Origin of the sequence: Aquibacillus sediminis, from assembly GCF_005870085.1 — a bacterium.
GTDB classification, from domain to species: domain Bacteria; phylum Bacillota; class Bacilli; order Bacillales; family Amphibacillaceae; genus Aquibacillus_E; species Aquibacillus_E sediminis.
Map to the genome: position 1 here is coordinate 119,770 of NZ_SZNM01000008.1, position 15,800 is coordinate 135,569.

At 37.7% G+C, this 15,800-nt stretch carries 13 protein-coding genes; 12 read left to right on the forward strand and 1 reads right to left on the reverse strand.

Features of this window, described 5'->3' with window-relative positions; translation table 11 throughout:
- The first annotated feature begins 39 nt into the window (after window positions 1-39).
- From FCI53_RS10430 to mobB, 11 genes are all read left to right on the forward strand, one after another.
- Entirely contained in the window at window positions 40-3,723 is a 3,684-nt protein-coding gene (locus FCI53_RS10430) for a nitrate reductase subunit alpha (RefSeq protein ID WP_138418553.1), read from the forward strand.
- Complete coding sequence (gene narH, locus FCI53_RS10435; RefSeq protein ID WP_138418556.1) at window positions 3,713-5,188, forward strand: nitrate reductase subunit beta; 1,476 nt, start codon at window positions 3,713-3,715, stop codon at window positions 5,186-5,188. Before FCI53_RS10430 ends, narH begins: the two co-directional genes overlap by 11 nt.
- Before the next feature lie 94 nt (window positions 5,189-5,282).
- The gene (gene narJ / locus FCI53_RS10440; protein WP_138418558.1) at window positions 5,283-5,843 is read left to right on the forward strand and encodes a nitrate reductase molybdenum cofactor assembly chaperone; all 561 of its coding nucleotides are present in this window, start codon (window positions 5,283-5,285) and stop codon (window positions 5,841-5,843) included.
- A gap of 36 nt (window positions 5,844-5,879) precedes the next feature.
- On the forward strand, window positions 5,880-6,569 hold the full coding sequence (narI, locus tag FCI53_RS10445; protein ID WP_138418560.1) for a respiratory nitrate reductase subunit gamma: 690 nt from the start codon (window positions 5,880-5,882) through the stop codon (window positions 6,567-6,569).
- A 796-nt stretch (window positions 6,570-7,365) separates the two neighbouring features.
- A complete protein-coding gene (locus FCI53_RS10450) occupies window positions 7,366-8,868 on the forward strand; it encodes a tetratricopeptide repeat protein (protein ID WP_138418562.1) in 1,503 nt (500 codons plus the stop codon).
- A gap of 257 nt (window positions 8,869-9,125) precedes the next feature.
- Window positions 9,126-10,136 (forward strand): GTP 3',8-cyclase MoaA, encoded by a 1,011-nt coding sequence (gene moaA / locus FCI53_RS10455; RefSeq protein WP_138418564.1) that lies wholly within the window; start codon window positions 9,126-9,128, stop codon window positions 10,134-10,136.
- Between the two features lie 27 nt (window positions 10,137-10,163).
- Window positions 10,164-11,174: a MoeB/ThiF family adenylyltransferase gene (locus FCI53_RS10460; RefSeq protein WP_138418566.1), complete on the forward strand. Its 1,011-nt coding sequence runs from the start codon at window positions 10,164-10,166 to the stop codon at window positions 11,172-11,174.
- Between the two features lie 15 nt (window positions 11,175-11,189).
- Window positions 11,190-12,488, forward strand: a complete 1,299-nt coding sequence (locus FCI53_RS10465) for a molybdopterin molybdotransferase MoeA (protein ID WP_138418568.1) — start codon at window positions 11,190-11,192, stop codon at window positions 12,486-12,488.
- Window positions 12,481-12,945, forward strand: a complete 465-nt coding sequence (locus tag FCI53_RS10470) for a molybdenum cofactor biosynthesis protein MoaE (RefSeq protein ID WP_138418570.1) — start codon at window positions 12,481-12,483, stop codon at window positions 12,943-12,945. The genes FCI53_RS10465 and FCI53_RS10470 overlap by 8 nt, the downstream gene beginning before the upstream one ends.
- 5 nt (window positions 12,946-12,950) lie before the next feature.
- Window positions 12,951-13,184 (forward strand): molybdopterin converting factor subunit 1, encoded by a 234-nt coding sequence (gene moaD / locus FCI53_RS10475; RefSeq protein ID WP_138418572.1) that lies wholly within the window; start codon window positions 12,951-12,953, stop codon window positions 13,182-13,184.
- 6 nt (window positions 13,185-13,190) lie between these two features.
- Window positions 13,191-13,691: a molybdopterin-guanine dinucleotide biosynthesis protein B gene (mobB, locus tag FCI53_RS10480; RefSeq protein WP_138418574.1), complete on the forward strand. Its 501-nt coding sequence runs from the start codon at window positions 13,191-13,193 to the stop codon at window positions 13,689-13,691.
- 239 nt (window positions 13,692-13,930) lie between these two features.
- Here the strand turns inward: mobB and FCI53_RS10485 are convergent, their stop codons facing one another.
- Window positions 13,931-14,662 carry a Crp/Fnr family transcriptional regulator gene (locus tag FCI53_RS10485; protein WP_138418576.1) on the reverse strand — a complete coding sequence of 244 codons (732 nt, stop codon included), beginning with the start codon at window positions 14,660-14,662 and terminating at the stop codon, window positions 13,931-13,933.
- Window positions 14,663-14,799: 137 nt separating this feature from the next.
- On the opposite strand from FCI53_RS10485, the gene mobA reads away from it, so the two are divergent.
- The gene (gene mobA / locus FCI53_RS10490) at window positions 14,800-15,387 is read left to right on the forward strand and encodes a molybdenum cofactor guanylyltransferase (RefSeq protein ID WP_171038137.1); all 588 of its coding nucleotides are present in this window, start codon (window positions 14,800-14,802) and stop codon (window positions 15,385-15,387) included.
- The last annotated feature ends 413 nt before the right edge of the window (window positions 15,388-15,800 follow it).

Consider the following 15,800-nt stretch of genomic DNA (forward strand, 5'->3'; position numbering starts at 1 on the left):
GTACAGATTTTGAAAGTTATCTATTTTGGAGGGACGACAATGAAGAAGAGACCATCCCCATTATGGCAAAGATTGAACTATTTAAAACCTAAAGAAACCTATTCAAATAATCATAGCCAATTACAAGAAGGTAATCGTGATTGGGAAAATGTTTATCGTAGAAGATGGCAACATGATAAAGTGATCCGTTCTACACACGGGGTAAATTGTACTGGATCATGTAGTTGGAACATTTATGTAAAAGATGGAATTGTGACTTGGGAAGGACAACAGTTGGATTATCCGACAACAGGTCCTGATATGCCGGAATTTGAACCACGTGGTTGTCCAAGAGGTGCGAGTTTCTCATGGTATATTTATAGCCCATTACGTGTGAAATATCCTTATGTTCGTAAAAAATTACTAAACATGTGGCGTGAAGCATTAGCGACACATGAAAGTCCGCTAGAAGCTTGGCAAAGCATTGTAGAGGATAAAGAAAAGGCAAAGACGTATAAACAAGCTCGTGGAAAGGGTGGACTTGTTCGTGCGGAATGGGATGAAGTAACAAAACTTGTATCAGCTTCTGTTTTATATACAACTTTAAAATATGGTCCTGACCGTAATGTTGGTTTCTCCCCAATTCCAGCAATGTCGATGATCAGTCATGCAGCCGGAAGCAGGTTTATGTCCTTAATTGGTGGGCCAATGTTAAGTTTCTACGATTGGTATGCAGACTTACCACCAGCTTCTCCACAAATTTGGGGAGACCAAACGGACGTACCGGAAAGTTCAGACTGGTTTAATGCTGGTTATATTATGACATGGGGCTCTAATGTTCCATTAACACGTACACCAGATGCACACTTCCTAGCGGAAGCGCGTTACAAAGGAACAAAAGTTGTCTCTGTAAGTCCAGACTATGCCGAATCAACGAAATTCTCTGATGACTGGATGTCGGTAAAACAAGGGACAGATGGTGCGGTTGCCATGGCGATGGGGCACGTTATTTTAAATGAATTCTATCATAAAGAAATGACACCATACTTTGAAGAATATGCCAAAACCTATACCGATTTTCCATTCTCTGTTCGCTTAAAAGAAGAAAATGGACAGTATGTTGCAGATCGTTTCCTACATGCGGAAGATCTTGGAATTGAATCTGAGCATAACGATTTCAAACCAGCAATGTATAACAAGCACATTGACGGATTTTCTATTCCACAAGGAACAATGGGATCTCGTTGGGATGAGCAAGGAAAATGGAATTTGAAATTGGTTGATGAAAACACAAATGAACCAATTGAACCTTGTTTAAGCTTCCTGGGTAGTGAAGATGAGGTAGTAACAGTTAACATGCCTTACTTCGATGCACAAGAGAAAAAGGTACTTGGTCGCGTGGTACCTGCGAAAAAGATCGAAATTGATGGGAAAACCGAGTATGTAGCAACTGTCTATGACTTAATGCTAGCTAACTACGGGATTGACCGTGGTATTGGTGGAGAAGTAGCAAGTTCTTACGATGATATCGCACCATTCTCACCTGCATGGCAAGAACAAATAAGTGGGGTTGATCGTGCGTTAGTGATCAAGATTGCTCGTGAATTTGCACAAAACGCAATCGATACAAATGGTCGCTCGATGATTATTATGGGTGCTGGTATTAATCACTGGTTTAATTCAGATACCATCTACCGCGCAGTAGTTAACCTTGTCCTAATGGTCGGTGCACAAGGTGTCAATGGTGGCGGTTGGGCCCACTATGTTGGACAAGAAAAATTACGCCCAGCAGAAGGTTGGAGTACGATTGCGACAGCAAAAGACTGGGGTGGCCCACCAAAATTACAAAATGGTACCTCATTCTTCTATTTTGCAACGGATCAGTGGCGTTTTGAAGAGACACCAGTTAGTGATTTAGTTGCAGCAAATGTAGATAAAGCGCGTTACGATCACCATGGTGATTACAATGTATTAGCTGCACGACTAGGTTGGTTACCATCCTACCCAACATTTAATAAAAATGGTATTGATATTTATAAAGAAGCGCTAGCGAGTGGAAAAGAAACAACAGAAGAAATTGGAAGTTATGTTGCGGAACAACTAAAAGATAAAAAATTACAATTTGCAATCGAGGATCCAGATGATTCTGTCAACTTCCCAAGAAACTTATTTGTGTGGAGAGCGAACTTAATTTCTAGTTCTGGTAAAGGACATGAGTATTTCTTAAAACACTTATTAGGCACAACCAATGGTTTACTAAATGATGATTCCGATAGTATTCGACCTGAAGAAATTAACTGGAAAGAGGAAGCGCCAGAAGGAAAGCTAGACTTATTAATTAATTTAGATTTCCGTATGGCAGGTACTGCATTGTACTCAGACGTAATCTTACCAGCGGCAACATGGTATGAAAAGCATGATCTATCAAGTACAGATATGCATCCATTTGTTCATCCATTTAACCCAGCAATTGCTTCTCCTTGGGAATCTAAATCAGACTGGGATATCTTTAAAGAACTAGCAAAAGGTGTATCTAATTTAGCGGAAGAAATTGATCTAGCACCAGTAAAAGAAGTAGTTGCAACACCATTACAACACGATACACCAGCAGAAATGGCGCAACCTTATGGCGAGATCAAAGATTGGTCTAAAGGGGAATGTGAGCCAATCCCTGGTAAAACAATGCCACAAATTCATGTAGTGGAAAGAAATTACAAACAAATTTATACGAAGATGACTTCACTAGGACCAAACATTGCGAAGAATCCATATGGCGGTAAGGGAATTAGCTGGAATATGGAAGAAGAGTTTGAAAAAGTGAAACGAACAATCGGTACGGTTGATAATGGTTCGATTGCTGACGGTTTACCAGATATAACAAGTGCAGGAGATGCGTGTGAAGCAATTTTAATGCTTTCTTCCACAACGAACGGAAAAGTAGCTGTCAAGGCATGGGAAGCACTCGAAAAGAAAACAAATCTTGAATTAAAAGATTTAGCAGCAGAACGTGAAGAAGAACAATTTACATTTGAATCGATTACTGCCCAACCACAGACGGTAATTACATCACCAGCATTTAGTGGTTCCGAAAAAGGCGGTAGAAGGTATTCACCATTTACAACGAACGTTGAACGAATGATTCCGTTCCGTACGATTACAGGAAGACAATCATTCTTCGTTGACCACGAAATGATGAAAGAATTTGGTGAATCCATGGCTGTATTTAAACCAATATTGAATCATAAGCCATTCAGAGAAAATCGCCCAGAAGTGGAAGGTAAAGAAATCACCTTAAATTACCTAACACCACATAATAAATGGTCGATTCACAGCATGTACTTTGATGCACAACCAATGTTAACCCTATTCCGTGGTGGACCAACGATTTGGCTAAATAAAGATGATGCAGCGGATGCAGATATTGAAGATAATGATTGGATTGAATGTTTCAACCGAAATGGTGTTGTTGTTGCACGTGCGGTTGTATCACACCGTATCCCAAGAACGATGGCATTTATGCACCATGCGCAAGACCGTCATATTCACGTACCAGGAACGAAACTAACGAAAAATCGTGGAGGTACACACAACAGTCCAACAAGAATTCACGTGAAACCAACCCATATGATCGGTGGTTACGCACAATTAAGCTATGGATTTAATTACTACGGTCCAACTGGAAACCAGCGTGACTTGAACGTAGTAATCAGAAAAATGAAGGAGGTTGACTGGCTTGAAGATTAAAGCTCAGGTAGGAATGGTCATGAACTTGGATAAATGTATTGGCTGTCATACATGTAGTGTGACATGTAAAAATACATGGACCAATCGTCCAGGTGCAGAATATATGTACTTTAACAATGTCGAAACAAAACCTGGTATTGGATATCCAAAACAATGGGAAGACCAAGAAAGATATAAAGGTGGCTGGGAACTTGATAACAAAGGTGAATTGAAACTGAAATCAGGTTCGAAAGCCAATCGTCTATTAAACTTGTTCTATAATCCACATCAACCAGAAATGGATGATTACTATGAACCATGGAACTATGATTATGAAACATTAACAAACAGTCCGGAGAAAAAACACCAGCCAGTTGCACGTGCAAAATCAGCGGTTACTGGAGAGTTCATGGATTTAGAATGGGGACCAAACTGGGAAGATGACCTTGCCGGGGGTCACATTACAGGTCTACGCGATCCTAACGTTGTACAAATGGAAGAATCTATTAAAACAGAGTTTGAAGATGTGTTCATGATGTATCTTCCACGTATTTGCGAACACTGTATCAATCCATCATGTGTGTCTTCTTGTCCATCAGGTGCGATGTATAAACGTGATGAGGACGGCATCGTACTTGTTGATCAGAATGCATGTCGGGCATGGAGACATTGTGTGACATCTTGTCCATATAAAAAAGTTTACTTTAACTGGAAAACAAATAAAGCTGAGAAATGTACGATGTGTTATCCAAGAATTGAGAACGGACAACCAACAATTTGTTCTGAGACTTGTGTAGGTAGAATTCGTTACATCGGAATCATGCTTTATGATGCAGATAAAGTACAAGAAGCAAGCTCTGTTGAAGATGAAAAAGATCTTTACCATTCACAACTTGAGATCTTCTTAGATCCAAACGATCCAGAAGTAATCAAGGAAGCGAAAAAAGAAGGCATTCCAATGGATTGGATCGAAGCGGCTCAGCAATCACCACTTTACAAAATGATTATTGACTGGAAGATTGCACTGCCACTTCACCCTGAATATCGTACAATGCCGATGGTGTGGTACATTCCACCACTTAGTCCAATCATGAATATGATTGAAGGAAAAGGAAGTAACGCGGATACAGACGATATATTCCCAGCAATTGACAACATGAGAATTCCAATTGAGTATTTGGCAAATCTATTAACAGCTGGTGATACAGAGCATATTCGAACTGTTCTGAAGAAAATGGCTGTGATGAGAAGTTATATGCGTGCCCAAACAACTGGAAAATCATATGATATTGATATTATTCATGACCTTGGCTTAGAGGAAGACGATATTAAGAAAATGTATCGTTTACTAGCAATCGCGAAATACAATGATCGTTTCGTGATTCCGAAAAGTCATAAAGAAGAAGTACAAGATATGTACTATGACCAAGGTGCTTGTGGTCTAGACTTTGCTGGCGGACCAGGAAGCTGTGGCGTTCTTTCGTAATTCGTTCACTATGGGAAGCTCTTGTCTATTACAATGAAATTTATTCTTAATTGAAAGAGGGATATTTCCTCTTTCAATTAAAGGAGGATAGTAGATGAATTCAACAACCTATCAAATCATTTCTTTTCTTATGCAATACCCGGACCAAGAACGGTTTGAAGCTTTATCAACTTTGCGAGAAGAAATTGAAATGGTTGAACATCAACCAATAAAAAACAAACTACAACAATTTATCGACCACTCTATGGCAACTAGTGTAGATGAATGGGTGGATCAATATATTGAAATATTTGATTTTGGAAAAATGACGAATCTTTATGTGACGTATTTAAAACTAGGAGAACAACGAGAACGTGGATTAGAATTATTAAAACTAAAAAGCTATTATCAAGCATATGGTTTTGACGTTACGGATAAAGAGTTGCCAGATTATTTACCATTAATGTTGGAATTTTGTGCACAAGTCCCATTTGCAACAAGTAATGAACTATTACAAATGCATGTCGGTGCAATACAAGAAATACGTGGCAAGTTAGTCGAAGCGGGTAGTTATTATGTTTTATTATTTGATGCACTTGCAATGCACATGGAAAATAATGGCGTTCTCTTGCCCAATGAACATGATAAAGTTTCAACAAATGAGAAGACGCAATAATCCAAGAAAAGTGGTGAAGCCTAAGGGGTGTGAAAGATGAATGGATTAGATATGTTATTATGGGGGATTTTCCCTTATATTGTGTTAACAATTTTTATCGGTGGTCATATTTATCGTTATCAAAATGATCAATTTGGTTGGACAACTAAATCAAGTGAATTTTTAGAGAAAAAGAGATTACGCATTGGGTCGATGTTGTTTCACGGTGGTATTTTTCTAGTTTTAGGTGGACATATTATTGGATTAATCGTTCCAGTTCAATTTTATAATGCCATAGGAATTTCTAAAGATGCCTACCATGTGATTGCTATTATGTTTGGTTTGCCAGCGGGGATTGCAGCATTTATTGGGCTAGGATTGTTATGTTACCGCAGAATTAGTGTTAAACGGATTAAAGCAACAACATCGTTTGGAGATTGGCTTACTTTAGTTTTATTAATGTTTGTGATTGTATCAGGTTTGATTGCAACATCACTTAATGTCAATGCACATGGGTTTGATTATCGAACAACGATTGCACCATGGTTAAGAGGGCTATTTTATTTTAATGTACAACCAGAGTTAATGGCAACAGTACCAATTTGGTTTAAAATTCATATTTATACCACATTTGCTCTATATGTTGCTTGGCCATTCACTCGTTTAGTCCACGCATTTAGTTTCCCTGTACGATATTTAAGAAGAAACTATGTGATTTATAAAAAACGTATAAAAGAACATGCTTAATCAAAAGGGAGCCGTTGGACAAACTTATTCATCAGCTCCCTTTTTTATAAACCTTTGCTTTTGTCGTATAAGCTGTATTATGCGACATAACCTTCGGAATTTTGCTCTCACACTTTTCTGATTGTAATAAGTGTTATACCATCGCTACGGCAGAATACTACGCTTTCCGCGGGCACGGCCTCAGCCTCCTCGTGAAGACCGCACTGCGGGGTCTTCGGACTCGTGCTGTTCCTGCAGGAGTCTCCGTATTCTGCCTTCGCTGATATAAGTTCTCTGATTAGTGATAGATGTAAGACTTTACAAATTCAAATTAAAGAATTTGCTGCAACTGTCGTGTTACAACATGCTAATTAACATAAAAAAGTATATTATATGATTTTATGAGGCTAAGCACTAAAAGACTTCAGAGTACTGGAAAAAGCGGAGGAAATACACGGAGACTCCCGAGGCCCGGCAAGGGTTATGCAGGCGTTGTCCGACAAGGACGGTTTTAGCCTGTAATCCTTAAGAACCATCGGTGAGACCCCGCAGTGATTGGTAAGAAGCGAAGGCTAAGATCGCCACGTCCTGTGGCAACGCCTACGTGACCAACATCGTGTTGGCCCGAGCTCACCAGCCCCCCACAGGAAAGCGTAGTGTATTTCCGCAGCGCCGTTTAGCACTAACTTGATTAAGAATGGGCGGAAGTCATGTTCAGTTATGTGCATAATACAGCAAATGCGACAGTAATGGTAAATATTTTCTTATCGGAACTCCACATAAAAAAACAATTATTAATTATAAGGTTGTGTGTAACATGACAAATCAAATGACTAATGAGCAGGAGCAGCTCCTGTCTCTTCAAAAACAAATTAAACAAAAAATAGTGAACAATGATTTGAATGAGATAAAAACGGATGTACAGCAATTAGAATTATTGTTGAACTATGATGATAATATAGATCAAACTAGTAGGTTTTTGGCGTTAACTTCACTAGCGAAGTTTTATAAAAAAAGTAGTAATTATGATAAATCTGCAAATTACAGCCGTCAGGCGTTAAAAATAGCAAAACAAATGGAAAGTGACTATAAACAGGAAGTTGTGGCATGTTATCTAGATTTTTCCGAATTAGAGAGGAACTATCAGCAACATGCAAATGCCAGAAAAATTGTAGCTGATTTACTATTTTTACTAGATAAAAATAGTTGGCAAGATCCGTTTACTTACGGTTTAACATTTAGAAGTTTAGGTCATATATTTATAGACGAAGAGGATTATGAAAATGGAGTAAAGCACTTAAATAAGGCCTTGAACTATTTACGAGAAGCAGGTTCTGATACTAGTAAAGCAGTCGTGCAATTAATATATGAATTATCTACCACATATATAAAGACTGAAGAATATCATCAAGCCATTGTGTTGAATCAAGAGTTATTAGCAGCTTACAAGAAACAGAATGATGATGCATCTGCAGCAGAAGTATTACTAACCATTGGAGAAGCATATTATTATGTCGACTTAAAGCAAGCACGAAAAAATATAACAGAAGCGTTAGAACGCTTGAACGAAATCTATCAAGATAAGCATTTAATGATTGCAAAAGCAAATCTAATGTTAGCAGAACTAGATGAAAATATGAGCGATTTTACTAGAGCGGTTACTTATTATCAACGAGCGCTTGAACAGTTCAAGTATTTTTACGACCAGAGTCATTTCATGATCGTGTATGTATATTCTAAGTTAGGGACACTTTCGATGGAAAAAAATGAGTTAGAACTAGCAAAAGACTATTTAGAAACAGGTTTAGAATTATCCATACACTTTCCAAAAATTAGACTCCAATTTCTATATGCTTTAGGGAAACTTTATTCAGGTGAAAAACAGTATGACCGAGCGTTTACTGTGTTTCAAGAATTTTTAGACCGTCTAAAACAAGATGACAAGCAAAAAACAAAAGCCTACGCTGATACACTACAGGCAATTGCCTATAATTTTATTGAACAAGAGAAATATAATGATGCCTATTCATATTACCAACAAGCATTAGAATTATATAAACTAGTCAAACTAAATTGTCCTGAAGAAAAGGGACTTACTTTTATCCGTCTTGCTTATTGTTATGAAAATATCGATGAAAAAGATATTACAAAAGCAGAAGAATGCTATGAACATGGAGTTAAAAGTATTGAAAAGGCTCGTAACAAGGAATTGTTAGAAGAGGCATTAACGGATGTAATTAATTTTTATTCACGGTATCCGAATGACCAAAAACGAAAACAATTCGAGGATAAACTTGTAAAATTGCAAGTGAAAAAATAAATGAAAACCGTTGTTGCCTAAACGTAACAGCGGTTTATTGTTTAAGAAAAAGTTGTCACGGTAGATTCAGCGGAAAAAGGGGGTCGAATCAACCGAGAAATCCCTATCATCAAACCAAAGGAAAAATTTATTAATTCTTCACAGTATAGTTGATTATTTTACGCGGAAATTTGAAGAGTGATATTTTTAACAACATAAGATTATATATAAGTTAGAATGGAAAGTAGGTAAAATAGTTTTATAGGAGAGATTATCCCATGACAATCATTACAGATAAATTAGGTCGGCCGTTACAAGATTTACGAATCTCTGTCACGGATCGATGCAATTTTCGATGTACTTACTGTATGCCTAGAGAAATCTTTGGGAAAGATTATGCATTTATGCCAAGAGAACAATTATTAAGCTTTGAAGAAATCGAACGTTTAGCAAGGATATTTGTCGAACTTGGTGTTAAAAAAATAAGATTAACAGGTGGAGAACCGTTATTACGAAGAAATCTACCTGATTTAATAGAAAAATTAGTAGCAATCGAGGGCCTTGAAGACATTGGTTTGACAACAAACGGTGCCTTATTAGGAAAATATGCAGAGCGTTTGAAAGCAGCAGGACTAGAGCGAGTTAATGTGAGCTTGGATGCACTTGATGATACTCTATTTCAATCCATCAATGACAGTGGAGTAAGTTCAGAGAAGGTGCTAAGAGGTATTAAGAAAGCACAAGAAGTAGGCCTTGAAGTGAAAGTGAATATGGTTGTTAAAAAGGGAATGAATGATCAACAAGTCGTTCCAATGGCTGCTTATTTTAAGGAACAAGGAATTGCCCTACGATATATCGAATTTATGGATGTAGGCCAATCGAATGGCTGGGACTTCACTCAAGTGGTAACGAAGCAGGAAATTTTTCAACTACTATCTGAACAGTTTGAGTTAGAACCAGTCGATCCTGCTTATGTTGGAGAAGTAGCAAAACGATACCGGTATAAAGGAACAGATACTGAGGTAGGTTTCATTACATCCGTATCCGAATCATTCTGTTCAACATGCACACGCGCACGCATTGCTGCGGATGGAAGATTTTACACTTGTTTATTTGCAACCAATGGATTTGATTTAAAACAATTGATCCGTTCTGGTGTTGATGATGATGCATTACGAGCTGCAATTGTACCAACATGGCAACAACGTAAGGATCGTTACTCAGATGAACGTACGGAAGAGACAGTAAAAAATAGAAAGAAAATAGAGATGTCCTATATCGGTGGATAACAAGAAGGATAGAAAGGATTAACAATTATGACGGATCGCTATTCACGTCAGACCCTATTTAACCCCATTGGTAAACAAGGGCAAGAAAACATTAATGCCAAACATGTAATGATCATTGGTTGCGGTGCACTAGGTTCAGCGAATGCTGAAGTGCTCGTTCGTGCTGGGGTTGGTAAGTTAACGATTATTGATAGGGATTATGTGGAACTTTCCAACTTGCAGAGGCAACAATTGTATACAGAACAAGATGTTGAAGAGGAATTGCCAAAAGCAATTGCAGCAAAAAACAGATTAACACAATTAAACTCACATGTAGAAATTGATGCCTATGTGATGGATGCCGTTGCTGAATCAATTATCCCTTTGCTAACAAACGTTGATTTAATCATGGATGCCACAGATAATTTTGACATACGTTTTATTATCAATGATCTAGCTCATAAATACGATATTCCTTGGATTTTTGGGTCCTGTGTAGGTAGCACAGGCATGAGTTATACAGTGTTACCAGGACAGACCCCTTGTCTAAGCTGTTTACTTTCCACAATGCCATTGTCTGGTGCGACTTGTGATTCAGTAGGGATCATTACTCCAACGATACAAATGGTCGTTGCGCATCAAACAACGGAAGCATTAAAGCTATTAGTTGAGGATGATCAAGCATTACGTAGCAAACTAGTTACATTTGATTTATGGAATAATATGTATCAAACTATTAATGTCGAACGTACGAAAAAACATGATTGTCCGACATGTGGGGAAAATCCTAGTTATGCATATTTAACCTACGATGCTCAGACAAAAACAGAGGTATTGTGTGGAAGAGATACGGTGCAAATTCGAGCAAATAGAGAATTTGAACTTGATGAGTTAGCAGCGAATTTAAATAGAATTGGAACGGTAAAGCAAAATCCCTTTTTACTATCGTTACACTACCAATCTTATCGGATTGTATTTTTTCAAGATGGTAGAACATTTGTACATGGAACCAATTCAATTGAAAAAGCAAAATCGATTTATTATCAATTAGTAGGGTAGAAAGGAGATGAACGAATGGTGGAAAGACGGAAACCTATAAAAGTCAATCAAGCAATTGAGCATGTGATGGAGTATGCTCGACAAGGAACGGTGAAGGATCTTGCACTTGAAAAATCATATGGCTACTTTTTAGGTGAAGATTTAGTTGCCGATCATGATGTTCCTTTATTTGACCGCTCTCCATATGATGGATTTGCTATACGTGCGGAAGATACCGAAACCGCTACTAGAGAAACCCCAATCCAATTAGAAGTGATTGGAGAAATTGGTGCGGGAAGTGTGTTTGAGGGACCTGTTCAGCAGGGACAAGCAGTACGAATTATGACAGGAGCACAACTTCCGGCTGATTGTAATGCAGTTGTGATGCTTGAATTAGTCAAAGAACTAGATGGCACGCCACCAATGATTGAGATTAAACGGCGTTTTCAATCAGGAGATAACATTTCCTTCAAAGGCGAGGACACGAAGAAAGGAACGGTTCTTGCTCCTAAAGGAACGTATATAAATCCAGGTATTGTCGCACTACTTGCAACATTTGGTTACAAACAAGTACCTGTTAGTCAAAAACCAAAAGTAGGAATTATTGCAACGGGTAGTGAATTACTAGAGGTAGATGAACCCCTACAACCTGGAAAAATACGAAATAGTAATGCATATATGATTCGTGCACAAATTGAACGGGCTGGTGGTGAGCCGATTTATTTCGGGCAATTTAGTGATGAATTTACTACTTGTTATAATCAAGTAAAACAGGCAATCGATCAGGTTGATTTCTTAATAACAACCGGCGGAGTTTCGGTTGGGGATTATGATTATTTGCCAGCTATTTATGAGAAACTTGATGCGAATGTACTATTCAATAAAGTTGGAATGCGGCCAGGAAGTGTAACGACAGTCGCTGAGAAGGATGGAAAATTACTATTTGGTTTATCAGGAAATCCATCGGCATGCTATGTGGGCTTTGAATTGTTTACAAGACCTGTGGTTCGAACCTTTTTACAGGCAACGGGTCCGATGTTGCAAAAGCAAACAGCACTATTAGGAGCTGATTTTCCAAAACCAAACCCATTCGATCGTTTTGTTCGAGGGGAATTAACCTATCAACAAGGTAAACTAATGGCAACACCTGCTGGTTTGGACAAATCGAATGTTGTGTCATCATTAGGGTTGGCAAATGTATTGATTCGTTTACCAGGTGGTTCAAGAGGATATGAATCAGGGAATGAAGTGGATGTTCTGCTATTAGAAGACCAACAAGGCGCAACACTAGAGATTTTTTTAGCAGAATTAACAAGGAGGAAAAGTCGTGACTGAAACGTTGTTTGACATTGTCGACCATCCGATTGAAGTGGAACCTTTAATAAAGAAAGTGGAAAGGCGTGAAGCTGGAGCGATTACGACATTCATAGGAACGGTTAGAGAGTGGACAAAAGACAAAAAAACTGTTTATTTAGAATATCAAGCCTATGTACCAATGGCCAAAAAAATGTTAGCAACAATTGGGGACGAAATCCAGTCAAAATGGCCAAATACCGTTGTAGCAATTACCCATCGAATTGGACGTTTAGATATTTCTGATGTAGCTGTTGTTATTGCCGTATCGTCGCCACACCGTAAAGCTGCCTATGAAGCCAATGAGTATGCGATCGAGCGGATCAAGCAAGTTGTGCCAATATGGAAAAAGGAACATTGGGAAGATGGAGAATCGTGGATTGGTGATCAATTGGAACAGGTACCTTATCCTACAGGAAAACCAAAAATAGAGGAGTGAGGAATTTGATTAAAGTATTATTGTTCGCTCATCTTCAAGAAGAAGTGGGAAAACATCAGTTGGAAGTAGATGATACCAATATAACGGTGAGAAATTTAAAGGATAACTTACAAAGTGATTATCAGTTGCGGCAAATGGATCAAGTGATGGTGTCCGTTAATGAGGAATATGCCTTGGAAGATGATGTTGTGCATGATGGTGATGTTGTAGCTTTCATTCCACCAGTTAGTGGAGGATAACGTGGAATGATTCCAATTCAAGTGGTTGGTTATAAGAATAGTGGGAAAACAACACTTGTCCATCAACTCGTTCAACTATTTACCGATCAGATGACGTTTAGGGTAGCGACATTAAAACATCATGGTCATGGAGGAAAACCTGAAACAGTTCGTCAAACAGATAGTCATTTGTTTAGCGAAGCAGGGGCGGTTATATCTGGTGTAGAAGGAGAAGGAATGTTGCAATTATCTGTTCGACAACCAAGTTGGGAAATAGATAAAATCCTTGCATTTTACCAAGTACTAGAAATGGATGTGTTACTAATTGAAGGGTATAAGCAACTTTCTTTTCCTAAATTTGTTCTCATTCGAGATGAGGAGGACCTTTTATTGGTAGATCAATTATCAAATGTGAAAGCAATTGTCACAAGTCTCATGATTAATCCAATAGATTATCCGTATCCGATTCTCAAGAGGGAACAAGTAGTGGAGTGGGTGATGGAGCATCTATATCTATTTGAGCAGTAAGAATGGAATGGAAACAGACATAAACTCCGACGTAAGTATCTAGTTTCTTCTTACCGGACTGTCAAAGATGAGTGTTAACGCAGCGGTAGTTTAGCACTCATCTTATAAAAGGTTTGACAAGGAATATATTAGTTACGTCGTAGTTTTTATCTAATGTTAGGTGTAAGAATGCCAAAAAAATAACGAGACGATTTCTTGTCTCGTTTACCGATGTTCTTATTCGCAATTTAATTATCTAATTAGTCGATATTACATACTTCGATCGGGCAGTTCTCGCATCCAATTTCATCTCGTAAGTATTGGATATCTTTAATGGTAATTTTACCTGTCCCATCCTCTATGGAGATGACATTGAGCTTACGAAGTTCACTAAGCATTCGATTTACACTTTCACGAGTAGCGGCGCAAAACTTTGCGAGTTCTTGGTTGGTTAGTGCCATATCAATAAAGATACCTTCACTTGTTTCGACACCATAGCTATTTGATAAACGAATTAGTGTAGAGTACAATGCACCTTTTTTTCCGTTTAATAATAAGTCTCTAATTTTCGATTGGAATTTTCTCATATGGTTACTAACCCATTTCATAAATTCAAATGTTAAAGTGCCATTTGCCATCAGTTCTTTTTCTAATGTGTCCTTATTTACAACAAGCACTTCGCCGGCCTCTAATACTTTTGCACTGAGAAGGTATTTTGGGTCGTCAGTAAAAAGTGTTAATTCACCAACAATGTCATTTTGTTTGCAAAGTCTAAGTAAAAGTTCTTTTCCTTCAGATGTCAATTTTTCAACTTGTACAAGTCCAGATTGTATTACATATATTTCATGGGCATCCATTCCTTCATGGAATAGATAAGTGTCTTTGTGCATTTTTTTAATTGATCCTATTGATTCTAGAAGATTTTGCAATTCTTTAGAAATAAGTTCAATATCTTGACTTTTTTGTTGTTTGTGCAACAAACCTATTTCCATTGGAGATCACTCCTTAAAATAAATTCGAAACATTAAAATGTGAAAAGTATGCTAAGTATATCATATCACTTCTAATACGTGGTGGATATAGAGGAAAAATTACGATATTATGACTTTTTTGAATGGGGAGAGGCGAGATGGTATCTAATTCGGTAGTGGGAATTATTCTTGCAGGTGGCAGATCAAGAAGATTTGGCACTCCAAAAGCATTTGCTAAAAAAAATAATATACCCTTTTATCAATACTCATTGCAAGTGATACAAACCTTTACCTCTTCGGTGATCATTGTTACGAATCCTAATTTACATCAATCATTTAAGCAGGCAGAGCCAGATGTACAAATAATTGATGACCTCCCTAAATACCGAAGGCAAGGTCCAGCTGCGGGCATCTATTCGGCGATGGATACTTTAGCAGCGGATTGGTATATGGTTATACCAATTGATGTACCGTTTGTCCAAGTATGGGTGATGCAACGGTTAATGAAATATACGGATCGATCTTATGATGCGATTGTTCCGGTCGTAAATGGAAAGCAACAACCATTGATAGCACTATATCAACAGACAGCAAAAAAACAAATCGCAAGACAGTTAGATCATGGTAAACGTTCATTAAAAGATTTGTTATCATCTTTACGAGTCAAATACGTTCCATTCGATGATGAACACCCATTTATTAATATTAATCATCAACAAGAATATCGAGACTTTGTTGAAGAGTAAGCTAGTGAGTGTCACAATAAACATAAACTACGACACAACTCAAAAGTAATTACTCATATTCACCGGAAATTTAAGTTAGATTGTACAATTAACTAGTGTCCGCCTATATTCGAGGCTAAATTCCTTCCTAATGTGCACATTTCTTAAGTTTTCGTGTACATTAGGATCTAATTTTAAACTAGATGGTCATGTTTCTTGAGTTCATCTTGTTCTACGTCGGAATTTCTCTCAACTACATCGTTTGACAAATAAAGCCAAAAAAAGAGCCGCTTCTATTTTTACTATATAAAATGGTACCTGTAGTTAGGACACTTGAAAAAGAGTGTTTAAACTACAGGTATTTTTTTATATACTTAAGTTTCAAGATATGGGGAAAAGAGGACAACATGAGTAAAATAACATTTTCAACTAGA